This is a genomic window from Kosakonia sp. YIM B13588, assembly GCF_042788165.1.
Classification (GTDB): domain Bacteria; phylum Pseudomonadota; class Gammaproteobacteria; order Enterobacterales; family Enterobacteriaceae; genus Kosakonia; species Kosakonia sacchari.
On the sequence record NZ_JBHZPO010000009.1, the window covers coordinates 100,124 to 126,305 of the forward strand.

Sequence of the window (26,182 nt, forward strand, 5' to 3'; positions counted from 1 at the left end):
TGCAGGCTGGCGACGTCATGCGGCACGATCGCTGGCAGGCGGGAATACGTTAACGCTTAAGCCCCAGACGTTTCGCCAACCAATGCAGGCTGACAACATCAATCTGCAAATCTCTGGCAGGCATTCTTTAATCCTTTCGTCCAGGTGCTCCGTCAGCCGGTGCAGGCTGGCGACGCCAATCTGCAAATCTCTGGCAGGCATTGTTTAGTCCTTTCGTCCAGGTGCTTCGTCAGCCAGTGCAGGCTGGCGACGTCACTTTACCCATCTCTGGCAGGCAGAAATCCTTTAACGCTTAAGCCCCAGACGTTTCGCCAGCCGGTGCAGGTTGGCGACATCCATCTCCAGACCGCGCGCGCAGGCCGCCCAGTTACCGCCCTGCTCTTCCAGCGTGCGGGTAATAAATGCCCGCTGAAAATCCTCTGTCGCATCACGCAGATTTTGCTCCACGGGCAGCGGCGTTACCGGGCTGGATGGCTGCGCTGGTTCATCACTAAGCGCAAAATGCCGCGCTTCCAGCACCACGTCATCACGGTTACGCGTACCGCGCGCCAGCACCACCGCGCGGTGAATGGCATGTTCCAGTTCGCGCACATTGCCCGGCCAGCCATAACTCAGCAAATGCGCGCGCGCGCCGGGGCTTAACGCCACTCTCCCCAGCCCCAGCCGTAAACGGCACTGTTCGCAAAAATAGCCCGCCAGCAGAACAACATCTTCCCCGCGCTCGCGCAGCGGCGGTACAGAAAGCGGAAACACGCTCAACCGATGGTAGAGATCGGCGCGAAAACGCCCGGCCAGCACCTCTTCGCGCAGGTCGCGGTTGGTGGCGGCCAGTACGCGAACATTCACACGCAGGCTGCGGTCGTCGCCGACGCGCTGAATATCGCCGTATTGCAGCACGCGCAGTAATTTCGCCTGCAACGACAAGGACAGCTCGCCAATCTCATCCAGAAACAGCGTGCCGTTGTCGGCCATCTCGAATTTGCCACTGCGGTTGCTGATAGCGCCGGTAAAGGCACCTTTGACATGGCCGAACAGCTCGCTCTCCGCCACGCTTTCCGGCAGCGCGGCGCAGTTGAGATAGACCAGCGGATTGATAGCGCGCGGTGAACCTTCATGGATAGCTTTCGCCACCAGCTCTTTACCGGTGCCGGTTTCACCGCTGATCAACACGTTCAGATCGGAAGCGGCAACGATCTCGATCTCTTTTTTTAGCTGCTCCATGCCCGCCGACAGGCCAATCATTTCGCTGCGCGTTACCTGTTCGAACGCCGCCGGTGCGCCAGGCAGCATATTCTGACTCTCCAGTTGCTCTATCAGCAGCGCGTTATTCAGCGCACCTGCCGCCAGCGCGGCAATCAACCGCAGCTCTTCATCGCTAAAGGTGTCGAACTGATCCGGCGACATGCCATCGAGCGTCAGCGCGCCAATCAGGTTTTGCCCGGCAAACAACGGCAGCCCAACGCAGGCGTGCACTTTCAGGCTCTCCTGGCCGGGGATCAAGCCATCGTAAGGATCGGGCAAATCGCTATCGGCGGGAAAACGCACTACATCACCGGCGCGGGCGATCGCTTCCAGCCGTGGGTGGCCTTCCAGCGTAAAACGCCTGCCTAAAACATCCTGCGCCAGTCCGTCGATCGCCAGTGGAATAAACTGCCGTGCGTCGTAGCGCAGCAATGCCGAAGCATCACACTCCAGCACCTGACGCAGAGTGGTGATCAGCCGCTGGAAACGGTCCGCATGGCCGATACCGCTTTGCAATTCTATGGCGATCCCCGCCAGTACATTCAGCGAAAAACTCATACCTACCTCACTGTCGTTTTGACAATTCATAGTGTCATATTGACTGTACTTATCATAGTCATAATGACAATTTATTTTTTCAAGAAATCAATAAAAAACTTATAAATCAATACAATAAAAAGTTGGCACGTAACTTGATATTAGCCATACATCGAATTGAGAAAACTGCACAGGACAACTGATATGGCTATTCATGTAAAAAACAACATTCACTGGGTTGGACAACGTGACTGGGAAGTTCGCGACTTTCACGGCACCGAATATAAAACCCTGCGCGGCAGCAGCTACAACAGCTATCTGATCCGCGAAGGCAAAAACGTGCTGATCGATACCGTTGATCATAAATTTAGCCGTGAGTTCGTGCAGAACCTGCGCAGCGAAATCGATCTGCAGATGATCGACTACATCGTTATCAACCATGCGGAGGAAGATCACGCCGGTGCGCTGACCGAGCTGATGTCGTATATCCCCAACACCCCAATTTACTGCACCAATAACGCCATCGACTCGATTAACGGCCACCATCACCACCCTGAATGGAATTTCAACGTGGTGAAAACCGGCGACACGCTGGATATCGGCAACGGTAAACAGCTTATTTTTGTCGAAACGCCGATGCTGCACTGGCCGGACAGCATGATGACCTACCTGACCGGCGATGCCGTGCTGTTCAGTAATGACGCTTTTGGCCAGCACTACTGCGATGAACGTCTGTTCAATGATGAAGTGGATCAAACGGAACTGTTTGAGCAGTGCCAGCGCTACTACGCCAACATCCTCACACCGTTCAGCCGCCTGGTGACGCCGAAAATTACCGAGATCCTCGGCTTCAACCTGCCTGTCGATATGATTGCCACTTCACACGGCGTGGTATGGCGCGATAACCCGACGCAAATCGTTGAGTTGTATCTGAAATGGGCGGCGGATTACCAGGAAGATCGCATCACGATTTTCTACGACACCATGTCCAACAACACCCGCATGATGGCCGACGCCATTGCGCAAGGCATTAATGAAGTCGACCCGCGCGTGGCGGTAAAAATCTTCAACGTCGCCCGCAGCGATAAAAACGACATTCTGACCAATGTGTTCCGCTCCAAAGGCGTGCTGGTCGGCACCTCGACGATGAACAACGTGATGATGCCGAAAATCGCCGGGCTGGTTGAAGAGATTACCGGCCTGCGTTTTCGCAATAAACGCGCCAGCGCTTTTGGCTCCCATGGCTGGAGCGGCGGCGCGGTTGACCGCCTGTCAACCCGTTTACAGGACGCCGGTTTTGAGATGTCTGTCAGCCTGAAAGCAAAATGGCGACCGGATATCGACGCGCTGGAAGTGTGCCGCCAGCACGGGCGCGATATTGCCCGCCAGTGGGCGCTGTCGCCGCTGCCGGAACCAGTAAACACATCAGCCGCCAGCACGCAAGAAACCTGTGCCTGCGCAGCCGCAGCCGCGGCGGATCTCGGCCCATCCATGCAGTGTAGTGTGTGCCAGTGGATTTATGATCCGGCAAAAGGTGAGCCGATGCAGGATGTCGCACCAGGTACGCCGTGGCGCGAGGTGCCGGACAACTTCCTCTGCCCGGAATGTTCCCTTGGTAAAGAGGTGTTTGACGAACTGGCAACGGAGGCAAAATGAGCGCAGGTATTGTCATTATCGGTTCAGGCTTCGCCGCCCGGACGCTGGTGAAAAACATTCGCAAACTTGACAGCACCATACCGTTGACGCTGATTGCCGCCGATGGCATGGAAGAGTACAACAAGCCGGATCTCAGCCATGTGATTAGCCAGGCGCAACGCGCCGAGGATCTGATTCGCCAGTCGGCGGGCGAGTTCGCTGAGCAATATAATCTGCGGCTGTTCCCGTACACCTTCGTCAGCGCCATCGACACGCAAGCGCGGGTGGTGAAAAGCGCCGACAAACAGTGGCAATACGACAAACTGGTGCTGGCGACCGGGGCAAAGGCGTTCGTTCCGCCGCTGCCGGGGCGCGAAAAAATGCTCACGCTCAATAGCTTGCAGGAGTATCACGCTTGTGAAACCACCCTGCGCGATGCCAGCCGCGTGCTGATTGTAGGTGCCGGGCTGATTGGCTGCGAGCTGGCGATGGATTTTCGCCGCGCGGGCAAAACCGTGACCGTGCTGGATAACGCCGCCAGCATTCTGCCTTCGTTAATGCCGCCGGAAGTGAGTGGCCGCCTGCAACACTGCCTGACGGCGCTGGGCGTACGCCTGCTGCTGCAATCGCGTTTAATGCAACTCGACGAGCATGAACAGGGGGTGCGTGCGCAACTGGATGACGATCGCTACATCGATGCGGATGTGGTCGTTGCCGCCACCGGGCTGTCGCCGCAGGTGTCGCTGGCGCAGAACGCCGGGCTGAAGGTTGGACGCGGGATCGTGGTGGACGGCACGCTGCAAACCAGCAATCCGCACATCTTCGCACTCGGCGATTGCGCGCAGATCAACGGTCAGGTGCTGCCGTTCCTACAACCAATCCAGTTGAGCGCGATGACGCTGGCGAAAAACCTCACCGGCAATAGCACGCAACTGGTGCTGCCTGCGATGCTGGTGAAGGTGAAAACGCCGCTGATGCCGCTGCATCTGGCCGGGGAAACGCACCGCACCGATCTGCGCTGGCACATTGCCACCGAGGCCGATGGCATGGTGGCAAAAGGGCTCGACGCAGAAGATAAACTGCGCGCGTTTGTGGTCAGCGAAGACAGAATGAAGGAGGCGTTTGCCCTGCTTAAAGCGCTGGCGGTATAGCCCGCGCTGCCGCTACCAGACCCTGGCCGAAGGCAATACCGCCATCACCGGCCGGGAGCTGGTGCGCAAACAGCAAAGTAAACTCCGCAAGATAGTGCTGTAAGCGTTTTTTCAACAGGCGGTTATGCATTACGCCGCCGCTGAACACCAGCACATGAATCCCACGCGATGTCGCTTCCTGCCGCGCCAGCGTTGCCAGGCCCTGCGCCAGCGCATCATGAAATGCCCATGCGCGCCCGGCGGGTGTGGCCTGCCAGTTCAACCAGCTTTGCCAGAACGCCGCCAAATCCAGCATGGTTCCGCAAAGCGGCATCTGAACCGGATGTTCAACGGACTCCACACTCGCCGCCAGCGCTTCCAGTTGGCAGGCCGCTTCGCCTTCATAACTGAGGTGCAGCGGCGCACAGCCTAGCGCACAGGCGATGGCATCAAATAAACGCCCGCAGGATGAGGCTTTAGGCGCATTAACCCCGCGTTCAATTGCGCGCGCCAGCATTGGCCAGTTCTGCCGCTGGATATCGGCGGTTTCCGGGTAGCGCTGCCAGTCAGGGACAAACTCCAGCATCTGCGCCAGCAGGTTGCGCCACGGCTGCTGCGCGGCTAAATCACCACCGGGAAGCGCCACTGCCGGTAGCCCGCCTACGTGTTCGCACTCGCGGTAATTGACCCGCAGACATTCACCGCCCCACAGCTCACCGCCTTCGCCCATCCCGATGCCATCAAGCGTAAGCGCAATCACATCGCCGCCTTCCAGCGGCCAGCCGTGTTCACCAAGGCAGGCAGCGGCATGGGCGTGGTGATGCAGCACCGTCTGCACCGGCAGGCCATAGCTGCTGGCCCATTGATGCGTGCGATAACCCGGATGAGCGTCCACCACCACCTGCTCCGGGTGGAAGTCATAAATATCCTGCATCAGGCGCAGCGCACTGCGCCACTGCGCTTCGACGCCTTCATCGGTGAGATCGCCAAAATGCTGACCCGGCACCGCACTGTTACCGCGCAGCAGACAAAAGGTGTTTTTCAGATCCGCGCCAAGGCAGAGCAGCGATGGAAGATCGTTAAACCCCGGCGGCAGCGATATCGCATCCGGCACATAGCCGCGCGAACGGCGCAGCATCTCCCCGCTCGCGCGTACCACGGAGTCATCCATGCGCTGAACAATATCGCGGTTGTGCAGCAAAAAGCCATCGGCGATCTCCGCCAGATCGCTCAACGCCTCGTCATTGCTGATTGCAGGCGGTTTGCCGCTGAGGTTGCCGGACGTCATCACCAGCGGGCGCTGTAATTCTTGCGCCAGCAGGTGTTGCAGCGGATTAGCAGGCAGCATAACGCCCACTTCATCAAGACCGGGCGCAATGGCCTCGCACAGCTCGCAAACGCTATTTTTGTCCACCAGCACAATCGGTGCGGCGGGCGTCGCAAGTAAGCGCTGCGCCTGCGCCGTCACGCCTTCCGCGCCGGGTAACATCACCGCCAGCGGTTTTGCCGGGCGATGTTTTCGCGCGCGCAGATGCATCACCGCCGCCTGGTTCGTTGCATCGCAGGCGAGATGAAAACCACCAATGCCTTTTACCGCCACAATGCCGCCGCTTGTTAGCAGCGCGATTGCCGCCTGTAGCGCCGCTTCCCCATGTGCATGCTGTTCGCCGCTGCGCCATTCAAGCGCGGGGCCGCATTCATGGCATGCGACGGGCTGAGCGTGAAAACGCCGGTCCAGCGGATCGCGGTATTCGGCTTCGCAAACCGGGCACAACGGAAAACGTGCCATCGCGGTGTTAGGCCGGTCATAAGGCATAGCGTGAATAATGGTGAAGCGCGGCCCGCAGTGGGTGCAGTTAATAAATGGGTAGCGATAGCGGCGTTCAGAAGGGTCGTTCATCTCCGCAAGGCAAGCCGGACAGGTTGCCGCGTCGGGAACAATTTGGGTATTCATTGCGCCACCCGCACTGTGGCGAATGGCGAAATCAAGCGGTAAAACGGACCAGCAAAACGGCGCACTGGTCACCATATCAATGCGCGCCAGCGGCGGGCACTGTTGCTGCAACAGGGCGAGAAATTCGCGCTCATTGCCGAGCAGGCGAACCTCCACGCCCTGCGCATCATTACAGACATCGCCTTTCAGCCCGAGCTGTTGCGCCAGTTGCCAGACAAAGGGGCGGAAGCCCACCCCTTGTACTTTTCCGTACACGCGCAAACAGACACCGTTGCTGTTGGCCGTGTCATCATTGCATTGCTGCATTGAGCAATCGACTCTTCATCTGTTGATAAGTGCTCTGAGTGTACTCTTCGGCCCAGCGCTGATCGTTGATCGCACTCACCCGAACTGCGCAATATTTGGTCTCCGGCGTTTTTGAAATCGGATCCAGATTATCCTGCGTCAGTTCGTTACACGCACCAATCCACCACTGATAAGTCATATACACGCTGCCGTGATTGATGCGCTCGCTGACATCCGCACGAGTGATCACCTTGCCACGGCGCGACTCAACCCACACCAGTTGACGATCCTGCACGCCCAGCGCCGCCGCATCGTCCGGGTTAATCTGCACAAAACCGGGTTCATCGGCGAGGGTTTGCAGCGCCGCACAGTTGCCGGTCATTGAACGGCATGAGTAGTGACCGACTTCACGCACCGTGCAGAGCACCAGTGGGAACTCATCATCCGGGCGTTCCGCTGGCGCACGCCACTGGGCAGCAAAAAGATGACCTTTGCCGTCCGGCGTATCGAATTTGTTGTTCTGATACAGATATGGCGTGCCGGGGTGATCCAGCGTCGGGCAAGGCCACTGAACGTGTCCCATATCACCCATTTTTTCGTAGGTCACCCCGTAGAACAGCGGGCACAACTCGCGCAGCTCATCCCAGATTTGCTGGTTGTTGTCGTAGTGCATCGGGTAGCCCATTGCCGTGGCAATCAGGCTGATGATTTCCCAGTCGCGCTTGACGTTGTACTTCGGCTCGATAGCTTTTTCAAAACGCTGGAAACCGCGATCGGCACAGGTAAACACGCCACCATGCTCACCCCAGGAGGTGGCGGGCAGCAGCACATCGGCTTGCTCGGCGGTTTTGGTCATAAAGATGTCCTGCACCACCACGAAATCGAGCGCTTCAAAGCCTTTACGCACCAGGCCCAAATCCGCTTCGGTCTGCAATGGATCTTCGCCCATGATGTAATAGGCTTTCACTTTGCCTTCCAGCGCCAGGTGCGGCACTTCGGTAATGCGTACGCCCACTTTATCGTCCATCACCGCCGGGTCGATGCCCCAGGCTTTGGCGAATTTAGCGCGTACTTCCGGGTTGACCACATCCTGATAGCCAGGAAACTGGTTGGGGATCACGCCCATATCGCACGCGCCCTGCACATTGTTTTGCCCGCGTACCGGGCCAACACCAACATGTTCACGACCAAGATTACCGGTGAGCAGCGCCAGGCTGGAGAGCCCTTTCACCACGTCCACCGCCTGGCCGAACTGCGTTACGCCCATGCCCCACATAATGGTGGCAGATGGCGCGGCGGCATAGGTGCGCATCGCCTGGCGTACCTGTTTTGCCGGCACGCCGGTAATGTGTTCCACCGCTTCCGGTGCGTAATCTTTTACCGTTTCGCGATACGCCTCAAGCCCGGTGGTAAAGCTGGCAACATAATCTTTGTCGTAGAGTTCTTCTTCGAGCAGCACATAACCAAAAGCGTTGACCAGCGCCATGTTGCAGCCGTTATTCAGTTGCAGGTGCTGGTCGGCGATGCGCGCGGTTTCGATGCGGCGCGGATCGCAAACAATGATTTTCGCCCCTTTCTGTTTGGCTTTGATCACCCGGCGCGCGACGATCGGGTGTGAATCGGCACAGTTATAGCCAAACACCAGCAAACAACTGGAGTTTTCGATATCGCCGATAGAGTTACTCATCGCACCGTTGCCGAGCGTTTCCTGTAAACCCGCAACAGACGGACCGTGGCAAACACGCGCGCAGCAGTCGACGTTGTTGGTGTTGAGCACGCCGCGGGCAAATTTTTGCATGACATAGTTGGTTTCATTGCCCGTGCCGCGTGACGAGCCGGTAGTCATAATGGCGCGCGGGCCATATTTCGCTTTGATATCGCTAAGGCGTTTGGCGGTGTAGCGGATCGCTTCATCCCAACTGACCGGCGTAAGTTTGCCACCTTTTTCGTAGCGGATCATCGGCTGGGTCAGACGCGGCGTCAGCAGTTTGGTGTCGTTGAGGAAATCCCAGCCGTAGTAGCCTTTCAGGCACAGTTCGTTCTGGTTAGTGTGGCCGTTGGCCGCTTCCGCACGGATGATTTTTCCGTTATCCACGACCAGTTTCAGTTTGCAGCCAGCGCCACAGTAAGGGCATACGCTCGTAATTTTTTTCATCAGTAACAGACCTGTTAAAAGTGAAATTCAGATTGTTTAGAACACCAGGGAAACGGCGCCATCCAGCGCGGCGCGACGACGTTTTTCCGCGCTCATCTGTTCCAGTAAGTTGCGATCGACACACACCAGCGCGTTGGTCGGGCAGGCCTGCATACAAGCGGGGCCGCTTTCGCGGTGGTGGCACAAATCGCATTTGTTGGCTTCGGCTTTCTCAGCGCGCACATTCAGGCCTGCGCCGCTGTGGCGAATAACCGGGCGCACTACCACTTCCATCGCGCCGTACGGGCACGCGACTACGCAGGTTTTGCAGCCAATGCAGCGCTCCTGCATCACATGTACAAACCCTTCGTCGCGGCTGATGGCGCCGTTCGGGCAGACATTCGCGCAGGGCGCGTCTTCGCACTGACGGCACAATGTCGCCGTCGACACATTGACACCCTTGATGACATGAATACGCGGCAGAAACGTCTCAGGGGTGAGCGCCGCGCAATCCTGGTTTTCCTGATGAGACACCACGCAGGCGACCTCACAGGTGCGACAGCCGATGCATTTTGCAGCGTCAGCCATAATAAATCGGTTCATGAATTCCTCCGGAAAAAGGCGATATCCTGCCGGAGTATTCACAAAGCGTGCCAGAATTATAATTTATTGTAATTAAAGGGATTTTATAAAATCAGGGGCTGTCATCGACAAAAGTGACGATGACAGCTGACGAGATCAGGCGTGCGGGCCGTTAATGATGGAATCGCGAGTGATAAGCTCGCCGGGAAAGGTTTGCTGGTAGTGAAAATCGCCGCCATCAAGCATAAAGATCAAGCGGTTAATCGTCTCTTTGATCATCTCCGTGACCGGGATTTTCACGCTGGAGAGCGCCGGCACGGTAAATGGCGCAATGGCGATATCATCAAACCCCACCACCGACACCTGCCGGGGTACCGCGAGCTGGCTTTCATGCAACTGCTTAATCGCGCCGATGGCCATATCGTCATTGCTCGCCACCAGCGCGGTGAAGGTCGCCTTGCGGGAAAGCAGCTCCGCCACGCCCTGCGCGCCGCTGGCTGGCGTCCATTTTCCTTCGGCTATCAATTCATTACGCACATCAATCCCGTGCTGCGCTAGCGCGTCTTTATAGCCCGATAAGCGTTCAATACCGGTGGGCGAATCCAGCGAACCGGTAATAAACGCAATATCACGGTGACCACGGGAGATAAGCCGCGACACCACGTTCATGCTGGAGGCTTTCTGGTCAGAGTAAACGCAGTGGCTGGCGTGTTTACGCAAACGGCGGTTGAGCACCACGATGGGCTGCGAGTGGTTATCGATAATCTCATCGAGTTCATCGACGCTAAGAAAGCGCGGATAAATAATGATCGCGTCGCAGCGCAAATCGAGCAGGTACTGGATCGCCTGGCGCTCCTCTTCGGCGCTGTGTTTGCCATCTGCCAGTAGCAATCGGCGGCCTTTATCTTCGGTCATGCGCGCGGCGTGCGAAAGCAGCTCGCTAAAGTAAACCCCGTGATAGAGGGTGTTGGTGACCACCAGCCCTAAGGTCTGGGTTTTGCTGGAAGCCAGGCTGCGCGCCAGCAAATTCGGGCGATAACCGCTTTCGGTAATGGCCTGAAAAACGCGCGCTTTCGTCTCTTCGCCGACATACCCTTTGCCTGTCAGCACGCGGGAAACGGTGGCTTTCGACACGCCGGCCCGCTTTGCTACTTCCTGCATTGTCGCCATCGATCCTACCCCTCAAAAATCGTGACCCGAAGTGTACTTCAGGCGTTGCGATGATGGGAACACTTAACCCCAACAGATGAACATTTCGTACGCACGACATTAAGTGATCATCATCACGATTATAAAAATAACCGCGTTTTACATATTGTTTCACACAATAAAACTCATCATGATTTTGTGGAACCGGTTACCTATTTCATGTTTCATGGCCGCCAGGGCGTGGCGATGAAACAGTACCTTATTGATAAAACAGGATAAAATCTGATGGCAAAGAATTATGCCGCGCTGGCCCACTCGGTGGTGGACGCGCTGGGCGGAGCCGAGAATATCGCCGCCGTCACGCACTGCATGACACGCCTGCGTTTTGTAGTGAAAGACGAAACCCGTATCGACGCACCAACACTTAAAAGCGTCAGCGGCGTAATGGGTGTGGTACGCAACGACAATCAGTGCCAGGTGATCATCGGCAACACCGTTTCCCAGGCGTTTCGCGAAGTGGTCAGCCTGCTGCCGCAAGATATGCAGCCGGTTGAAGTACAGACGAAGCAAAAACTGACGTTGCGCCGCATTGGCGCGGGCATTCTTGATGCGTTGATCGGCACCATGTCGCCGCTGATCCCGGCTATTATCGGCGGGTCGATGGTGAAACTGCTGGCGATGGTGCTGGAGATGTCCGGTGTGCTGCCAAAAGGTTCTTCCACGCTGACGATTTTGACGGTGATTGGCGACGGCGCATTCTTCTTCCTGCCATTGATGGTGGCAGCGTCTGCGGCGGTGAAATTCAAAACCAATATGTCGCTGGCGATCGCCATCGCCGGTGTGCTGGTGCATCCGAGCTTTGTCGATCTGATGGCGAAAGCCGCGCAGGGCGAGCACGTTGAGTTCGCGCTGATCCCGGTGACGGCAGTGAAATACACCTATACGGTGATCCCGGCGCTGGTGATGACCTGGTGTCTGTCGTATATCGAACGCTGGGTGGATCGTATTACACCGGCGGTGACGAAAAACTTCTTAAAACCGATGTTGATCGTGCTGATTGCCGCGCCGCTGGCGATTGTGCTGATTGGCCCGCTCGGTATCTGGATCGGTAGTGCGATTTCCGCGCTGGTCTATACCATTCACGGCTATCTCGGCTGGCTCTCGGTTGCCATTATGGGCGCACTGTGGCCGCTGCTGGTAATGACCGGTATGCACCGTGTGTTTACCCCAACCATTATTCAAACCATCGCGGAAACCGGCAAAGAGGGCATGGTCATGCCGTCGGAAATCGGTGCGAACCTGTCGCTCGGCGGCTCTTCGCTGGCGGTGGCATGGAAAACCAAAAACCCGGAACTGCGCCAGACCGCGATGGCGGCAGCAGCTTCCGCGATTCTGGCCGGTATCTCAGAACCGGCGCTCTACGGTGTGGCGGTGCGCCTGAAACGCCCGCTGATTGCGAGTTTAATTAGTGGTTTTGTCTGCGGCGCGGTCGCCGGTATCGCCGGGCTGGCCAGCCACTCGATGGCGGCACCGGGGTTATTTACCAGCGTGCAGTTCTTCGATCCGGCTAACCCGATGTCCATTGTGTGGGTATTCGGCGTAATGGCGCTGGCGGTAGTGTTGTCATTTGTGTTGACGCTGCTGCTCGGGTTTGAAGATATTCCCGTGGAAACCGAGAACAAACCGCAAGCGGCCGGGCCGGCCACTGTAAAAGAAGCACGAGCCTGATTTAAGAAAGCGAGGTAACGCATGTCAGTATTTCCGCAAGGATTTTTATGGGGCGGCGCGCTTGCCGCCAACCAGTCGGAAGGGGGTTATCTGGAGGGCGGCAAAGGGCTGACCACCGTGGATATGATCCCGCACGGCGCGAACCGTCTGCCAGTGAAACTGGGTCAGGAAAAACGCTTTACGCTACGTGATGACGAATTCTACCCAAGCCACGAGGCGATCGATTTTTATCATCGCTACAAAGAAGATATCGCGCTGATGGCGGAGATGGGTTTTTCGGTGTTTCGTACCTCGATTGCCTGGAGCCGCCTGTATCCGAAAGGCGATGAGCTGACGCCGAACCCGGAAGGGATCGCCTTCTACCGCGCGGTGTTTGAAGAGTGCAAAAAGTACAATATCGAACCGCTGGTCACGCTGTGCCACTTCGATGTGCCGATGCATCTGGTCATTGAATATGGCTCATGGCGTAACCGCAAAATGGTGGAGTTTTTCACCCGTTACGCGCGCACCTGCTTTGAAGAGTTTGACGGGCTGGTGAAATACTGGCTGACCTTCAATGAGATCAACATCATGCTGCACAGCCCGTTCTCCGGCGCGGGACTGGTGTTCGAAGAGGGTGAGAATCAGGATCAGGTGAAATACCAGGCGGCGCACCATGAGCTGATTGCCAGCGCGCTGGCAACGAAAATCGCCCATCAAGTGAACCCGCAAAATCAGGTGGGCTGCATGCTGGCGGGCGGGAATTTCTACCCCTACTCCTGTAAACCGGCCGATGTGTGGACGGCGCTGGAAAAAGATCGTGAAAACCTGTTCTTTATCGATGTGCAGGCGCGCGGCAGCTACCCGGCCTATTCCGCGCGCGTGTTCCGCGAAAAAAGCGTCACTATTGTCAAAGAAGCCGGTGACGACGAAATCCTGAAGAACACCGTCGATTTTGTCTCCTTCAGTTATTACGCTTCACGCTGTGCGTCGGCGGATATGAACGCCAACAACACCAGCGCCGCCAACATCGTGAAATCCTTGCGCAACCCGCACATTGAGGTCAGTGAATGGGGCTGGGGCATCGATCCGCTGGGTCTGCGCATCACCATGAACATGATGTACGACCGCTACCAGAAACCGCTGTTCCTGGTGGAAAACGGTCTGGGCGCGAAAGATGAGCTGAACGCCAACGGCGAAGTGGAAGATGATTACCGCATCAGCTATCTGCGCGAGCATATCCGTGCGATGGGCGACGCCATTGAAGACGGTATTCCGGTTATCGGTTACACCAGTTGGGGCTGTATCGATCTGGTGGCGGCATCAACCGGCGAGATGAGCAAACGCTACGGCTTTGTCTATGTTGACCGCGATGATGCCGGGAACGGTACGCTGGCACGCAGCCGTAAAAAATCGTTCTGGTGGTACAAGAAAGTGATCGCCAGCAACGGGGCCGATCTCGACTAAACCCTGCGCTATACAAGAGGGGCAACACCAACACATTTCGTCGTTGCCCCTCTTTTTCCCGCTGTTTACAGACTATTCTCAATGCCGGTTTGCCGCTTGATAGCGTGACAACGCTCACATCTATGCCAGGCTTAATGACGTGTATAACAACGTCTGAAGGAGAAAGCATGGCAGAGCAAAGCCCAAAAACCACGCTAGCACCGCACTATCCTACTCCTCCGTTTGTCGAACAACCGCAGCCCGCACCGGGTCTTGCCAGCAAAATGAAACCTGTGCCGGATCACGGTGAAACCAGCTACCGGGGCTCCGGGCGTTTAACGGGCCGTAAAGCGCTGATTACTGGCGGGGACTCCGGGATTGGCCGGGCGGTTGCCATCGCCTATGCCCGCGAAGGCGCGGATGTGGCGATCAACTACCTGCCGGAAGAGGAATCCGACGCCGCCGAAGTGATCAAACTGATTGAAGCCGAAGGGCGAAAAGCCATCGCCATTCCGGGTGATATCCGTTCAGAGCAGTTTTGCCAGACGCTGGTTAAAGAGGCGGTCGCCAAACTCGGCGGGCTGGATATTCTGGTTAATAACGCCGGTCGTCAGCAGTTTAACGAGTCGATTTTGACGCTCTCGACGGAAGATTTTGACGCCACCTTTAAAACCAACGTCTATGCGATGTTCTGGATAACCAAAGCCGCCGTGGAGCATCTGCCGCGCGGAGCCAGCATTATCAACACCTCTTCGGTGCAGGCGTACCAGCCAAGCCCGATTTTGCTGGATTACGCGCAGACCAAAGCGGCGATTGTGGCGTTCACTAAATCGCTGGCGCAGCAGCTTGGTGAAAAAGGCATTCGCGTTAATGCAGTGGCTCCAGGCCCTTACTGGACACCGCTGCAGTCCAGCGGCGGTCAGCCACAGGAAAAAGTGCAGCAGTTCGGGGCCACCGCGCCGCTGGGCCGCCCTGGTCAGCCCGTAGAAATTGCCCCGCTGTATGTCACCATGGCCTCGGCGGAAAGCAGCTACACCTCCGGGCAGGTTTGGTGTTCTGACGGGGGTACCGGCACGCTGTAATTCTCACTCCCGCTTCCACTCTTTATATGGCCGCCGTCTGGCGGTCATTTCTGGTAAGGATCGCAACACCGTGAAGAACACAATTTTTCACTCTCCTGTACGGGAGGATGGCTTTGCCGAACCCGGCGATTACGCCGCGATAGGCGAAGGGCGCTCGGTCGCACTTATCGCCCCCGACGGATCAATTGACTGGTGGTGCGCGCCGAACCTGGATTCCCCGCCGCTGTTTGATCGCCTGCTCGACCCGGAGATTGGCGGTTTTTTTCAGTTAGCGCCGCAGCAACCTTACACCGTGACGCGGTGCTACAGGCAGGACAGCAATGTGCTGGAAACCACCTTCACCACCGCCAGCGGCAAAGTGTTACTCACCGAATCCATTAACAGTACGCTCGCCGGACGGTTGCCGTGGAGCGAGCTGGCGCGCCGGATTGACGGTCTGGAAGGCGAAGTAGCCTTAACGCTGAAAGTCCGTTTCGGCACACGGGCAGAAACCTGTTCGCCGTGGATGAACAAAACAGCGCACGGCAACGTCTACCATATCGCCGATTTAATGGCGATGCTGCGCACCAGCGAAGAGGTCAACATCACCGACGCCGACGATGAGCAGGTTAATGGTCACATCACTGTTTCGGCGGGCCAGCGGCGGTTAGTCGCCCTGCTGGTGACCGAGAAAGAGCCGCTGGCAGTACCGAGCCTCGATGCTATCGACGCGCGTATTGAAACCAGCCATGCAGCCTGGTGCGACTGGAGTAAAAGCCTGAGCTATGCAGGGCGTTACGCAGAACATGTCGGGCGTTCGGCGCTGGCGCTGAAATTTCTCTGGTACTCGCCCACCGGCGCGCTTGCGGCGGCGGCGACCACCTCCATTCCTGAGGGCGTTGGTGGTGAGAAAAACTACGATTATCGCTACGCGTGGATCCGTGATGCCTGCCTGATTATTAAAGCCTTTGCCTTTTTAGGCGCGCTGGAAGAGTGCAAAGCCGCCTTCTCCTGGCTTTCAAAAACCATTATCCGCCACGGTGTCAGGCTGCAGGCCTGTTACACCCTCGAAGGGGACGAAGTGCCCTGCGAAACATATCCGGCGCTACGGGGCTACAAGAATTCAAAACCGGTGCGAATAGGTAACAACGCCCGCGACCAGTTACAACTCAGCATGTACGGCGACATGCTGGCAACGGCGGAGCTGTTCGTAAAGGCGGGCCACGTGCTGGATCTCACCACCTCGCGGTTACTGGGTGAGCTGGCAAACTGCTGCGCCGATCACTGGCGGCAAAAGGATTGCGGGATTTGGGAACTACCCGAGCTGCAACATTATACCCACTCCAAGATGGCGTGCTGGCTGGCGCTGGATATGGCCGTGCTGATGGCGAAAGAGAAATACATCGAGCCGACGTGGGTCGGGCGCTGGGAGCGCGAGCGGGATCGCATCCGCGACTGGATCGAAACCCATTGCTGGTCAGAGCGCAAGCAGGCTTATCTTTTTTACCCCGATAGCGAAGAAAGGCTTGATGCTTCGCTGGCGCTGGTTTATCGCTATGGTCAACACATTAACCCTCAGCGCATGCTTGCCACTTACCGGGCCATTGAAACAGAGCTGGGTCACGGCGGCGCACTGGTCTACCGCTACAGCGGCGTTGAACAGGAAGAGAACACCTTTGTCGCCTGTTCGTTCTGGCTGGCGGCAGCCTGGGCAGCAATGGGCGAGATAACCAAAGCCGAAGCGGCAATGGAGGCGATCCTCAGCGCCCTTTGCGATAAAGGCAATGTCGAAACCTTTAATGAGATGTTTGATGTTCGCACCGGCAAGTGGAGCGGTAACCTGCCGCAGGGTTTAAGCCACCTGGCGCTGATTTGCGCCGCGCAGGCGATTACCGATCACGGCACATCATCCACACCATGAACCGGTATGAGCGGCAAACGCGCGCGATCTTAAGCCCACAACCGCAGGTTTTTCTGCCAAAGAGGTAAACGCCGCTACCGTATAAGGTGGTTTTCCTCATGGGCGATCAACCACGCTTTGCGCGCGATACCGCCGCCGTAGCCGGTCATGGCGCCATCTTTACCGATGATCCGGTGGCAAGGAATGACAATCGCTACCCGGTTCGCACCATTGGCCGCCGCGACAGCACGCACCGCGGTGGGTTGTGCAAGGCATTCCGCCAGCGCCTGATAATGCGTGGTCTGGCCGTACGGTACCGTTTGTAAGCCCTGCCACACACGGCGTTGAAACGAGCTGCCGGGCAGATCCAGCGTCAGCGAAAACTGCTGGCGTTCGCCTGCGAAATATTCACCGATCTCTTTTTCCGCCTGTCGGGTGTGCGCGTTTTCCCCGGCGATAATGCGCGCTTTCAACAAGCGCTGTAAGTCGCTGAATTCGGTCTCCAGCATGCGCCGGTCAACAAACTCCAGCAGACAAACACCCTGTTCTGTGGCGCAGACAAACATCGGGCCAATCGGTGTGGTGAAACGGTGGATCATGATCACCTGTTGCCCGACGCTCGGTGCCGCGCCAGTGAGTTTTTTACAGGTATAACCAAAGCCGCTGAGCGACTCATAACCGCTGTCAAAGGCAACATCGGTGGCGCTGCGCCCGCCTTTCAACTCCTGAAGTGCGACATTTACCCGCGACATACGCTGAAAAGCCTGAAAAGTGATGCCATGTTGCTGCAAAAACCAGCGTCGCACACGCTCCGGGCTGATGCCCTGTTCGCGCAGTAGCGCATCGCTGATGCGCATTTTCGGATTGGCGCGAACCAGCGCTAACGCCTGCTCGATAAAGGCCGGTGCCGAACAGGCATTTTCCGTTGGTCGACACACTTTACACGGGCGGAAACCGGCATCGAGTGCTGATTTCACTTCGCGGAAAAACACCACATTTTCCCGCTTCGGTTTACGCGCGCGGCAAACGGAAATACAAAAAACCCCGGTGGTTTTGACACCGACAAAAAAGAGGCCGGTGTATTCAGAAGCGCGATCGAGTAGCGCCTGATACCAGGCGTCGCACTGCGCTTTATCCGTGATTTGCATGGTGGAAAACGCCCTCAAAGGATTGCTGTGTCTGCACGCTCAACAGTATGTTTTTCAGCGGCGTTTGTAACGCGGCATGAACAGCATTGCCCATCGAAATACGGCGCACGCCAAGCGCAGCCAGTTCGACGAACCCCGCCATCCCCGGGATGCACATTACATTGAGCGGCAAAGGAATCTGTTGGGCAATCGCGGCAATATCCGCATTTTGCATCACGCAGGGCACAAACAGACCGTCCGCGCCGTGTTGAGCATATAACTGTCCGCGATACAGCGTCTCCGCCAGCGCATTTTCGACGTTCAGCAAGAAGGTGTCGGTACGGATATTCAAAAACAACGGACACGGCAATTGCGCGCGGATTTCCCGTAACTGCCGGGCGAAGTGTGTGGCATCAACCAGTTGCCGTTTGCCATTGACCACGCGGCTATCTTCCAGATTGATGCCCACCACGCCGAGCTTTATCAATTGTTGCAGGTTACCGGCAATGGCTTGCGCGGTTTGGCCGTAACCGGCTTCCATATCCACGCTGATCGGCAGGTCACAGGCGGCGCGAATGCGCTTCACCATAAACAGCATTTCAGCAAATGGCATTCGTTCACCATCGTCATAACCGAGCATCGCGGCAATGGCGGCGCTGGAGGTACCCATCGCCTGATACCCGGCCTGCTCTGCCGCCCGCGCGCTGGCTGCGTCCCAGACATTAGCGATCAGTAATGGTGTGGTTTGCTGATGAAAAGCGGTGAAATCCATGGTCGTCTCCAGGGCTGTTAAGTGAAGTCAGTGTGGCGTTTGCCGTCTACTCCTAACAACCGAAAATCGGACGACCATTTTTTATATATCGGGCAGGAGACGTTTCACTGCTGGTAATTAATTTGCCCGATCCGGAGCGAAGATCATCGCCTCAGGCAGAGCGCGAATTTTTTCATAAAATCAATGGGATGCTGTGTAGGCCGGATAAGGCACAAGCCGCCATCCGGCGGCGTATTCACGGCTTTTAGCATCAATATCAGATATGAAATGCAACGCGTTTGCCTGTCGGCAATGTGATATCAATGCTTAACTCGCCACCTAACGCAGAGACATAACGCTTGAGAGTAGAGAGACGGGGATCGTTGCCAGGCTGCTCTATTTTCGCCAGTGTCGGCTGTTTGACGCCCATGACTCCGGCAAGCTCGGTCTGGGAGATATTCAATTCTTCACGTAGCTGGCTCAATACAATGTTGCGGCGCAGCTCATCAACACGCTCTTCAATTCGCGCCTGGCTTTCAGGGCTGCGTTTCGCTAAAAGTTCGTCTAAGGTTGCCACGTTAACTCCTTATTTCGCATATGATTTCTGAACTCTGCGTCAGCAATTTTTATCATCTCTTTATAAAACCGTTTCTCGTTAACGCCTGTCTTATCTCCGGCGCACAACACAATAGCCCGCCGCGTAGAATCGAACGCAAAAAAAGCGCGTACGGGAGAACCTGCATACTGGATCCTCAACTCTTTCATATTGCTATAGGTTGATCCTTTTATAGTATCGACATAAGGACGCCCAAGCTGCGGGCCAAACTCACTGAGGATCCTGAAAACCGCTAAAATCTCATCCTGCAATAGTTCTGGCTGGATGCTAAACCACACGTCAAAACGCTCCGTCGTAATCACTTGCTACATTACCGTTCCCTCATAGCTTTCTTGCTATGAACGGAAATTATAGCCTGAAAGCTATGCAATCAACAAAGGTTTAGCCATTCCTGAAGGCGTGTCGACAATTTTCTTTTCACCCTTTAACACCAAACACCCGAAAAAACGCGGTTTTCCCCTCTTCCGTTACCGTGACTTCGCGATAACCCGGGGTTCTGCGCAACCAGCCCTGTTGTTCGAAAGCAATCAGCAGCGCCGCGCCTGCGTCACCGCCGAGGTGAAAGCGCCGTTCGCTCCAGTCCAGACAGGCGCTACAGGGTTTACGCCGGGTGCGCGGATCGAGGGTGACGCCGATCTTCTCAAGACTCCATTTGCCTGAATCCGTTACCGCGCTGCCATCATCGGTGATCCAGCCTTCGCGTTGCATAAACGCATACACGCCAACGGCTATTTCACCGGCAAGATGATCATAACAAGTACGCGCCTGACGCAGCGCCAGCGGCGTGCGGGTGACAGGTGCCTGCGCACCGCGCATGGATACGCTCATCATCGTTTCCAGCAGCGCGGCGACATCGCTGCCTGCCAGCCGGTAGTAGCGGTGCCGCCCCTGTGAAACGCAGACCAGCAGCCCGCTGGCGAGCAGTTTTGCCAGATGCGCGCTGGCCGTTGACGCGGCAATATCTACCACCGCGCTCAACTCGGTCGCGGTCCACGCTCGCCCGTCCATCAGCGCGCAGAGCATTTTCGCCCGGGAAGGCTCCGCCATCGCGCTGGCAAGGCCAGAGAGCGTTTCCTCCAGCAGATGCGGTTGTTCCTGCATTTTGCGTAGTTCATTGCCGGTCATAGCGGTTGTTCCTGCATTTTGCGTAGTTCATTGCCGGTCATAGCGGTTGTACGTCCCATCGTTGTGTTACCTCGCGCGCCAGCGGATCGTTATCGGTGAGCAGGATCAACCGGTTGTCATGATCGCTGTATTGCACAAGGATATTGATATTATGTTGCGCGATCGTGTGGGCAATTTCGCCTAACTCGCCAGGACGCTCCTGCTTGAGTTTGCGAATAACCGGCGGCGTCACGGCATGCACACAAAAACCGGTAGCGGTTAACACTTCCCGGGCGCGCTCGCCGTCAGCCACCAGAAAGTGCGCATGGCAGTGATCGCCTGCGGTAAACACACCGCCCCCTTCCAGCCCGACGCCATTTTTACCGAGTGTTTCGCCAAGCTGTGCCAGTTCGCCCGGCGCATTATTCAGGATAACGTGAATATCGTACATATTATGGCTTCTCCGGGGTTGATGCGTAATCGCGAAAAACCGTGGCAACACGGATACGGTAGGACGAAAAAATAGCTTCCCGCCCTTCGCGCTGCGCTGCCTGATGCAGAACGTTGCTTTTCCAGGCGTGCACTGATGCTTCATCGCGCCACCATGACAATGACAAAATCTTCCCCTCGCGGCTTAAGCTCTGAAAGCGTTCGATAGCAATAAACCCGTCGATGTCTGCCAGTACCGGCTTGAGTTCTGCGGCTAATTGCAGGTAACGCGCCTGCTTGCCTGCGGCGATATCGGCTTCAAAAAGAACAGCGATCATAAAATGGCTCCTCATGAATAATGAGCCGCCAGTGTTGCGCAGATGCCAGGTCCACGCTTCGTCCCCCAACGAAATATGCCTGTCGATTTCCACTCCCTGATACAAACCGAGTAGTGATTTGGCTCGCAGATCTCCATGAAACCGGTTGCGGGTGAAGTTGACCAGGTTAGCATGAAACCGGTTTCACGCAGTTACACCGACTCAGTTTCCGATAATAAAAGGTAAATAAAAATGGCCGTTATCAGGGATTACAATAAGTTAGCGAGTGATATCCTCCGCGAGGTCGGCGGTGAAGAGAACATCAGTACTTTCTCCCGCTGCGCCACGCGTCTGCGCCTGGTACTGAATCAAACGCCTGACACAGCGAAATCCAACATCCAGAGTCTGCCCGGCGTGATTGCGGTGGTGGAAAGTGGCGGGCAATTTCAGGTGGTGATTGGCACCCATGTCGCCGATGTGTTTAATGCGCTGAGCGGCATGGTGAAAGAGAAAGACGGCAACGCAGCACAGCCGAAAACCCGCTGGCTGGATGCGGTGATCGCTACCATGTCGGCAGTGTTCGCGCCGATTGTCTACATTCTTGCCGCCGCCGGGATCTTACAGGGCATACTGATCCTGCTCGGCCTTGTTGATGCGCAGATCAAAACTTCCGGCACCTTTGCGGTGCTGAACTTTATGTCATGGACGCCGTTTGCTTTCCTGCCGGTGTTTATCGCCATCACTGCTGCTCGCCATTTTAAATGTAACCCTTTTATCGCCGTGCTCTGTTGCTGCGCGTTAATCAACCCGGAGTGGACGGCGATGGCCGGGAAAATCGCCAGCGGCAGTGAAGTGAAATTCCTCTTTTTCCCGCTGGCGGAAACGGTTTACACCTCCTCGGTGCTGCCGCCGTTGTTCCTCGTCTGGGCGCTGTCGTGGTTTGAACGCCGCGTTGAAAAATGGCTGCCTGAAGTGGTGAGCCCGTTGTTTACCCCGCTGCTCTGCTTCGTAGTCATTGTGCCGCTGACGCTGATTGTGATTGGCCCGATTACCAGTTGGGCGGCGCTGGGCGTCGCGCACGGTTATAACACGCTGTTCCACGCCGCACCGGCACTGGCGGCGGCGATTATCGGCGGTGTCTGGCAGGTGATTGTGATTTTTGGCGTGCACTGGGGCATTACGCCGGTGATCATGGCCAACTTCGATACTCAGGGCTATGACTCTTTCCAGGCGTATCAAACCATTGCAGTGATTGGTCAGATGGCGGCGGTATTCGGCGTGTTTATCAAAAGCCGCAACAAACAGTTGAAGGCAACTTCGCTGTCGGCGGGCGTGACGGCAATTTTCGGCATTACTGAACCGGCGATTTATGGCGTGACGCTGCGCTTTAAAAAACCATTTATCTGCGGCTGTATTGGCGGCGCGATTGGTGCAGTCGTCGCCAGCCTGTTTGGCAGTCTCTACTATGCTTATGCCGCACTGCCGGGCCTGTTCACGCTGGTCAACGCGATTAGCCCGGATGCGCCAATGTCATTTATTGGCGAGCTGGTGGGCGCGGGCACCGCGATTGTGCTGACCATTGTGATGGTGCAATTTGTCGGGTTTGACGATCCGGTTGAAGCAGCGGTTTCTGATGAGAAAAGCGCGACGTTGGCTGTCGGTTCCCTGCAAATGTTCAGCCCCATCAAAGGTGAAATTATTGCGCTGGAAAGCGTCGCGGATGAAGCCTTTGCCGGAAAAGTGCTGGGCGATGGCATCGCCATCATCCCGCACGAAGGTAAAGTTGTCGCCCCTTGTGATGCACAGGTCGCAACATTGATCGACTCTCATCACGCCATTGGTCTGATATGTGATAATGGCGCGGAATTGCTGATTCACGTTGGGCTTAACACCGTTAATCTTCAGGGGCAATATTTTACGCCGCTGGTCAAAGAGGGTGACCGGGTTAGCGCCGGAACACCGCTGCTGGCCTTTGATAAAGAACACATTGAGCAGGCCGGTTATGATTTGACCACGCCCGTACTGGTGGTCAATAGCGAGGAGTTTACGCTCACTCGCCATCAGTCGCAGGGCGCTGTCAGCGCGGGAGTACCGCTGATGTCGCTGGCCTGAAATTAACCGCCGCAATAATAACAACAGTGAGGTTGAACGATGGTAACGATACTGGATGTCGCCAGGCTGGCTGGCGTCTCCAAAGCGACAGTATCGCGCGCGCTAAACGGCAAAGTTTTTGTCCGTGAGGAAGTGAAAGCCCGCATTATGCAGGCGATTGCCGAAACGGGTTATCGTCCCAATCAACTGGCGCGCAATCTTGCCAACAATAAAACCAACTCTGTCGGGCTGGTCATCACCAACGGGCTGTATAACGGCCCGTTTTTCTCCAGCATGATTTACCACGCGGCAACCAATAGCGAGCTGCACAGCCGCCAGTTGGTGCTGGCGGACGGTAAACACAGCGCGCAGGAAGAGCGCGACGCCATCGATCTGCTGCTGTCGCTGCGCTGCGAAGCGATAATGATCTACCCCAAATATCTATCGGTCGCTGAACTCGATGAGATCATCGAACGCAACCCGACACCGGTCGTGGTGATCAACCGGGAACTTACCCGCCACCGCAACCAGTGCGTGTTTGTCGATCACCAGCAAAGCTGTGAAACGATGATGGAATACCTGCTGGCGCAAGGACATACGCGCATTGCATTTGTTGCCGGTTCTGACGCCTCCCCTACCGGCGAGAGCCGTTTATCCGGTTATCGTAAAGCACTGCGCAACGCCGGGATCGAACCCGACCCGCAACTGCTGGTGCGCGGTAGCTGGAGCACCGACAGCGGTTATGAGGCGGGGCGCGAACTGCTGGCGCGCAATGTGCCGTTTACCTGCGTGCTGGCCGGAAACGATGATATGGCGATTGGCGTGGCGAAAGCTTGTTATGAAGCGGGTTTGCGGCTGCCGCAGGATGTGTCGCTGGCCGGGTTTGACGATTCGGTTATCGGCAAATATTACAATCCGTCACTGACCACCATCCATGTGCCGATGGAGGAGATGATCCGTAACGCCATTGAGATGGTTCTGATGCCAGAAGCTGCCGCCATTTGCGCCCATCGGGGCGAACTGGTGTGCCGTGAGTCGGTGATTGCGCCTAAAACTACTGCCCGGTAAACCGGGCAGTTTCTGATTACGCCTGCGCGATAGCGTCGAGTTTCGCCAACGCATCCGGCGGCAAGGTGAGTTGCGCGCTGGCGAGATTTTCCTGTAAATGTTTCGGTGACGACGTGCCGGGGATCAGCAGGATATTCGGCGAACGCTGCAACAGCCAGGCCAGTGCCACCTGCATCGGCGTGGCACCAAGCGCCTGCGCGACCTCATTCAACTCGCCTGACTGCAACGGCGTAAAGCCGCCGAGCGGGAAGAACGGCACAAAGGCGATCCCCTGCGCATTCAACGAATCAATCAGCGCGTCGTCATGACGGTTCGCCACGTTATAGAGGTTCTGTACACAGACAATCGGCGTCATTTTCTGCGCATCCGCCACCTGTTTCGCCGTCACGTTGCTCAGGCCTATATGGCGAATCAGCCCACGCTCTTTCAGCTTAATCAGTGCCTCCAGCGGCGCTTCAAGCGGCCCCTCTTCAGGCCCATGCACGCCGAACATTGCGCGCAGGTTCACCACTTCCATCGACTCAAGGCCGAGGTTTCGCAGGTTATCCTCAACGGCCTGCGTTAACTCTTCAGCGCTGAATGCGGGCAGCCAGTTAGCTTTGTCATCACGGCGCGCGCCGACTTTGGTGACAATACACAGATCATCCGGGTACGGATGCAGTGCCTGCTTAATCAATTTATTGGTGACATGCGGGCCGTAGAAATCGCTGGTGTCGATATGGTTCACGCCTGCGGCAATCACATCGCGTAGCACCTGCAACGCTTTCGCTTCATCAGCGGGTGGGCCAAACACGCCGGGCCCCGCCAGTTGCATGGCACCGTAACCCAGGCGACCAACCTGGCGATCGCCCAGACGAAAGGTAAGTGAGGGTTGAGACATGGAGTACCTCCTGTGCATTAAGTAAACAGATTGTAGGAGCATCGTTGCTGTGCAACAATCCGCTGAAATTCATACACACTGTACGGTTAACCGAACAATGAAGCTGGACTTCGCCCTGCTGAACGCCATTGTGGCTGTCGCCAACGCCGGAGGCTTTCGCGAAGCTGCACGCGTGACTGGCACTAACCCTTCCCGCCTGAGTGATGCGGTGCGCCGCGCTGAACAGCAGCTCGGCGTGCGTCTGTTTAACCGCACCACCCGCACCGTGGCGCTAACCGATGCGGGTAAAGCGCTGATGGAGCGGCTGCAACCAGCGATGAGCGAAGTGGACGCTGCGCTCGACGCCATTAACCGTTACCGCTCAACACCCAGCGGTACGCTGCGCCTGAACGTGCCGGTCAGCGCCGCCCGGCTGGTGCTGCCCGCCATCGTTCCCGCCTTTCTGGCGCACTATCCGGATATCCAGCTGGAAATCGTTGCCGAAAGTAACGTGCAGGATGTCTTTCGCGATAGCTGTGATGCCGGTATCCGCTATGACGAATGTCTGGAGCAGGATATGGTCGCGCTGCCCATCGGCCCGCGTCGCCAGCGTTTTGTCGCCGCCGCCTCCCCCCATTACCTGCAACAACATGGCATACCGCAACATCCACGCGATCTGATTGCCCACAACTGCATTCGCGGCCGCTACGCCAGCGGCGTGATGCCGGAGTGGGAGTTCGAGCGCGACGGCGAAGCGTTGCGCGTACAGGTCAACGGCGCTTTAGTGGTTAGCGTCGGCGCGGCAATGGATCTGGCCGTGCAAGCCGCTATTGCCGGAAGCGGCATTATTTATCTGTTTGAAGAGTGGCTGCGCTTGCCGATTGAACGCGGCGAGCTAATTCCGGTACTAGAACCCTGGTGGCTGTCGTTTAACGGCCCGTATCTCTATTACAACTCCCGGCGGCTAATTCCTGCGCCATTACAAGCGTTTATCGATTTTGTGCGCGCACAGGCAAGTTACGGATATATAACGCAATGATCAGAAGAACTGTCTACAC

Annotated in this window: 23 protein-coding genes; 9 read left to right on the forward strand and 14 right to left on the reverse strand. The window is 56.6% G+C overall.

The annotated features are described in order from the left end of the window. Positions 1-15 precede the first annotated feature (15 nt). Positions 16-201: a hypothetical protein gene (locus ACFX4U_RS16190; RefSeq protein ID WP_313510038.1), complete on the reverse strand. Its 186-nt coding sequence runs from the start codon at positions 199-201 to the stop codon at positions 16-18. Between the two features lie 84 nt (positions 202-285). Next, positions 286-1,800: a nitric oxide reductase transcriptional regulator NorR gene (gene norR, locus ACFX4U_RS16195; RefSeq protein ID WP_313510035.1), complete on the reverse strand. Its 1,515-nt coding sequence runs from the start codon at positions 1,798-1,800 to the stop codon at positions 286-288. Positions 1,801-1,983: 183 nt separating this feature from the next. Here norR and norV point away from each other — a divergent pair, with 183 nt between their 5' ends. Beyond that, entirely contained in the window at positions 1,984-3,435 is a 1,452-nt protein-coding gene (norV, locus tag ACFX4U_RS16200; protein ID WP_305735206.1) for an anaerobic nitric oxide reductase flavorubredoxin, read from the forward strand. Beyond that, positions 3,432-4,565, forward strand: a complete 1,134-nt coding sequence (norW, locus tag ACFX4U_RS16205) for an NADH:flavorubredoxin reductase NorW (RefSeq protein WP_313510031.1) — start codon at positions 3,432-3,434, stop codon at positions 4,563-4,565. The genes norV and norW overlap by 4 nt, the downstream gene beginning before the upstream one ends. On the opposite strand, the gene hypF is transcribed toward norW, so the two are convergent. From hypF to ACFX4U_RS16225, 4 genes are all read right to left on the reverse strand, one after another. Next, the gene (gene hypF, locus ACFX4U_RS16210) at positions 4,546-6,804 is read right to left on the reverse strand and encodes a carbamoyltransferase HypF (protein ID WP_313510030.1); all 2,259 of its coding nucleotides are present in this window, start codon (positions 6,802-6,804) and stop codon (positions 4,546-4,548) included. The two genes, norW and hypF, sit on opposite strands and share 20 nt — an antisense overlap. After that, positions 6,788-8,938, reverse strand: coding sequence for a formate dehydrogenase subunit alpha (fdhF, locus tag ACFX4U_RS16215; protein ID WP_305735203.1), 2,151 nt, complete (start codon positions 8,936-8,938; stop codon positions 6,788-6,790). Before fdhF ends, hypF begins: the two co-directional genes overlap by 17 nt. 36 nt (positions 8,939-8,974) lie before the next feature. Next, positions 8,975-9,520 (reverse strand): electron transport protein HydN, encoded by a 546-nt coding sequence (gene hydN, locus ACFX4U_RS16220; RefSeq protein ID WP_020454941.1) that lies wholly within the window; start codon positions 9,518-9,520, stop codon positions 8,975-8,977. Positions 9,521-9,655: 135 nt separating this feature from the next. Beyond that, positions 9,656-10,669: a LacI family DNA-binding transcriptional regulator gene (locus ACFX4U_RS16225; RefSeq protein WP_313510025.1), complete on the reverse strand. Its 1,014-nt coding sequence runs from the start codon at positions 10,667-10,669 to the stop codon at positions 9,656-9,658. A gap of 264 nt (positions 10,670-10,933) precedes the next feature. Between ACFX4U_RS16225 and ascF the strand changes: the two genes are divergently transcribed. The 4 genes from ascF to ACFX4U_RS16245 all read left to right on the forward strand — a co-directional run bounded on the left by ascF (position 10,934) and on the right by ACFX4U_RS16245 (position 16,783). Continuing rightward, the gene (gene ascF / locus ACFX4U_RS16230) at positions 10,934-12,376 is read left to right on the forward strand and encodes a PTS cellobiose/arbutin/salicin transporter subunit IIBC (protein WP_305735201.1); all 1,443 of its coding nucleotides are present in this window, start codon (positions 10,934-10,936) and stop codon (positions 12,374-12,376) included. Between the two features lie 21 nt (positions 12,377-12,397). Continuing rightward, positions 12,398-13,822 (forward strand): 6-phospho-beta-glucosidase, encoded by a 1,425-nt coding sequence (locus ACFX4U_RS16235; protein WP_313510020.1) that lies wholly within the window; start codon positions 12,398-12,400, stop codon positions 13,820-13,822. A 167-nt stretch (positions 13,823-13,989) separates the two neighbouring features. Further along, a complete protein-coding gene (locus ACFX4U_RS16240; protein ID WP_313510017.1) occupies positions 13,990-14,883 on the forward strand; it encodes an SDR family oxidoreductase in 894 nt (297 codons plus the stop codon). Positions 14,884-14,953: 70 nt separating this feature from the next. Next, positions 14,954-16,783: a glycoside hydrolase family 15 protein gene (locus tag ACFX4U_RS16245; RefSeq protein ID WP_313510015.1), complete on the forward strand. Its 1,830-nt coding sequence runs from the start codon at positions 14,954-14,956 to the stop codon at positions 16,781-16,783. A gap of 74 nt (positions 16,784-16,857) precedes the next feature. On the opposite strand, the gene ACFX4U_RS16250 is transcribed toward ACFX4U_RS16245, so the two are convergent. The 7 genes from ACFX4U_RS16250 to ACFX4U_RS16280 form a co-directional block, all read right to left on the reverse strand. Beyond that, the gene (locus ACFX4U_RS16250; RefSeq protein ID WP_313510012.1) at positions 16,858-17,910 is read right to left on the reverse strand and encodes a methylated-DNA--[protein]-cysteine S-methyltransferase; all 1,053 of its coding nucleotides are present in this window, start codon (positions 17,908-17,910) and stop codon (positions 16,858-16,860) included. Next, entirely contained in the window at positions 17,894-18,661 is a 768-nt protein-coding gene (locus ACFX4U_RS16255; RefSeq protein ID WP_313510009.1) for an isocitrate lyase/phosphoenolpyruvate mutase family protein, read from the reverse strand. Before ACFX4U_RS16255 ends, ACFX4U_RS16250 begins: the two co-directional genes overlap by 17 nt. A gap of 256 nt (positions 18,662-18,917) precedes the next feature. Then, entirely contained in the window at positions 18,918-19,217 is a 300-nt protein-coding gene (locus ACFX4U_RS16260; RefSeq protein WP_017459287.1) for a helix-turn-helix domain-containing protein, read from the reverse strand. After that, positions 19,205-19,558: a type II toxin-antitoxin system RelE/ParE family toxin gene (locus ACFX4U_RS16265; RefSeq protein ID WP_313510007.1), complete on the reverse strand. Its 354-nt coding sequence runs from the start codon at positions 19,556-19,558 to the stop codon at positions 19,205-19,207. Before ACFX4U_RS16265 ends, ACFX4U_RS16260 begins: the two co-directional genes overlap by 13 nt. A 115-nt stretch (positions 19,559-19,673) precedes the next feature. Beyond that, entirely contained in the window at positions 19,674-20,381 is a 708-nt protein-coding gene (locus ACFX4U_RS16270) for a winged helix-turn-helix domain-containing protein (RefSeq protein WP_313510005.1), read from the reverse strand. Positions 20,382-20,418: 37 nt separating this feature from the next. Continuing rightward, entirely contained in the window at positions 20,419-20,811 is a 393-nt protein-coding gene (locus ACFX4U_RS16275) for an amino acid-binding protein (RefSeq protein WP_313510003.1), read from the reverse strand. 1 nt (position 20,812) lies between these two features. Further along, a complete protein-coding gene (locus ACFX4U_RS16280) occupies positions 20,813-21,127 on the reverse strand; it encodes an antibiotic biosynthesis monooxygenase (protein ID WP_017459283.1) in 315 nt (104 codons plus the stop codon). A 231-nt stretch (positions 21,128-21,358) separates the two neighbouring features. Between ACFX4U_RS16280 and ACFX4U_RS16285 the strand changes: the two genes are divergently transcribed. Then, positions 21,359-23,218: a beta-glucoside-specific PTS transporter subunit IIABC gene (locus tag ACFX4U_RS16285; protein ID WP_313510001.1), complete on the forward strand. Its 1,860-nt coding sequence runs from the start codon at positions 21,359-21,361 to the stop codon at positions 23,216-23,218. A 39-nt stretch (positions 23,219-23,257) separates the two neighbouring features. After that, positions 23,258-24,265, forward strand: a complete 1,008-nt coding sequence (locus ACFX4U_RS16290) for a LacI family DNA-binding transcriptional regulator (RefSeq protein WP_313509998.1) — start codon at positions 23,258-23,260, stop codon at positions 24,263-24,265. A 16-nt stretch (positions 24,266-24,281) separates the two neighbouring features. On the opposite strand, the gene ACFX4U_RS16295 is transcribed toward ACFX4U_RS16290, so the two are convergent. Further along, a complete protein-coding gene (locus ACFX4U_RS16295; protein WP_305735192.1) occupies positions 24,282-25,145 on the reverse strand; it encodes an aldo/keto reductase family oxidoreductase in 864 nt (287 codons plus the stop codon). Positions 25,146-25,242: 97 nt separating this feature from the next. Between ACFX4U_RS16295 and ACFX4U_RS16300 the strand changes: the two genes are divergently transcribed. Then, entirely contained in the window at positions 25,243-26,163 is a 921-nt protein-coding gene (locus tag ACFX4U_RS16300; RefSeq protein ID WP_305735191.1) for a LysR family transcriptional regulator, read from the forward strand. Positions 26,164-26,182 lie beyond the last annotated feature (19 nt).

What these genes read in the sequence shown, in the direction of transcription:
- ACFX4U_RS16295 (WP_305735192.1), bottom strand. Translation starts at nt 25,145, where the DNA reads ATGTCTCAACCCTCACTTACCTTTCGTCTGGGCGATCGCCAGGTTGGT.
- norV (WP_305735206.1), top strand. Translation starts at nt 1,984, where the DNA reads ATGGCTATTCATGTAAAAAACAACATTCACTGGGTTGGACAACGTGAC.
- ACFX4U_RS16190 (WP_313510038.1), bottom strand. Translation starts at nt 201, where the DNA reads ATGCCTGCCAGAGATTTGCAGATTGGCGTCGCCAGCCTGCACCGGCTG.
- fdhF (WP_305735203.1), bottom strand. Translation starts at nt 8,938, where the DNA reads ATGAAAAAAATTACGAGCGTATGCCCTTACTGTGGCGCTGGCTGCAAA.
- hypF (WP_313510030.1), bottom strand. Translation starts at nt 6,804, where the DNA reads ATGCAGCAATGCAATGATGACACGGCCAACAGCAACGGTGTCTGTTTG.
- ACFX4U_RS16290 (WP_313509998.1), top strand. Translation starts at nt 23,258, where the DNA reads ATGGTAACGATACTGGATGTCGCCAGGCTGGCTGGCGTCTCCAAAGCG.
- norW (WP_313510031.1), top strand. Translation starts at nt 3,432, where the DNA reads ATGAGCGCAGGTATTGTCATTATCGGTTCAGGCTTCGCCGCCCGGACG.
- ACFX4U_RS16285 (WP_313510001.1), top strand. Translation starts at nt 21,359, where the DNA reads ATGGCCGTTATCAGGGATTACAATAAGTTAGCGAGTGATATCCTCCGC.
- ACFX4U_RS16235 (WP_313510020.1), top strand. Translation starts at nt 12,398, where the DNA reads ATGTCAGTATTTCCGCAAGGATTTTTATGGGGCGGCGCGCTTGCCGCC.
- ACFX4U_RS16250 (WP_313510012.1), bottom strand. Translation starts at nt 17,910, where the DNA reads ATGCAAATCACGGATAAAGCGCAGTGCGACGCCTGGTATCAGGCGCTA.
- ACFX4U_RS16240 (WP_313510017.1), top strand. Translation starts at nt 13,990, where the DNA reads ATGGCAGAGCAAAGCCCAAAAACCACGCTAGCACCGCACTATCCTACT.
- ACFX4U_RS16300 (WP_305735191.1), top strand. Translation starts at nt 25,243, where the DNA reads ATGAAGCTGGACTTCGCCCTGCTGAACGCCATTGTGGCTGTCGCCAAC.
- ascF (WP_305735201.1), top strand. Translation starts at nt 10,934, where the DNA reads ATGGCAAAGAATTATGCCGCGCTGGCCCACTCGGTGGTGGACGCGCTG.
- ACFX4U_RS16270 (WP_313510005.1), bottom strand. Translation starts at nt 20,381, where the DNA reads ATGACCGGCAATGAACTACGCAAAATGCAGGAACAACCGCATCTGCTG.
- ACFX4U_RS16255 (WP_313510009.1), bottom strand. Translation starts at nt 18,661, where the DNA reads ATGGATTTCACCGCTTTTCATCAGCAAACCACACCATTACTGATCGCT.
- hydN (WP_020454941.1), bottom strand. Translation starts at nt 9,520, where the DNA reads ATGAACCGATTTATTATGGCTGACGCTGCAAAATGCATCGGCTGTCGC.
- ACFX4U_RS16275 (WP_313510003.1), bottom strand. Translation starts at nt 20,811, where the DNA reads ATGTACGATATTCACGTTATCCTGAATAATGCGCCGGGCGAACTGGCA.
- ACFX4U_RS16280 (WP_017459283.1), bottom strand. Translation starts at nt 21,127, where the DNA reads ATGATCGCTGTTCTTTTTGAAGCCGATATCGCCGCAGGCAAGCAGGCG.
- norR (WP_313510035.1), bottom strand. Translation starts at nt 1,800, where the DNA reads ATGAGTTTTTCGCTGAATGTACTGGCGGGGATCGCCATAGAATTGCAA.
- ACFX4U_RS16225 (WP_313510025.1), bottom strand. Translation starts at nt 10,669, where the DNA reads ATGGCGACAATGCAGGAAGTAGCAAAGCGGGCCGGCGTGTCGAAAGCC.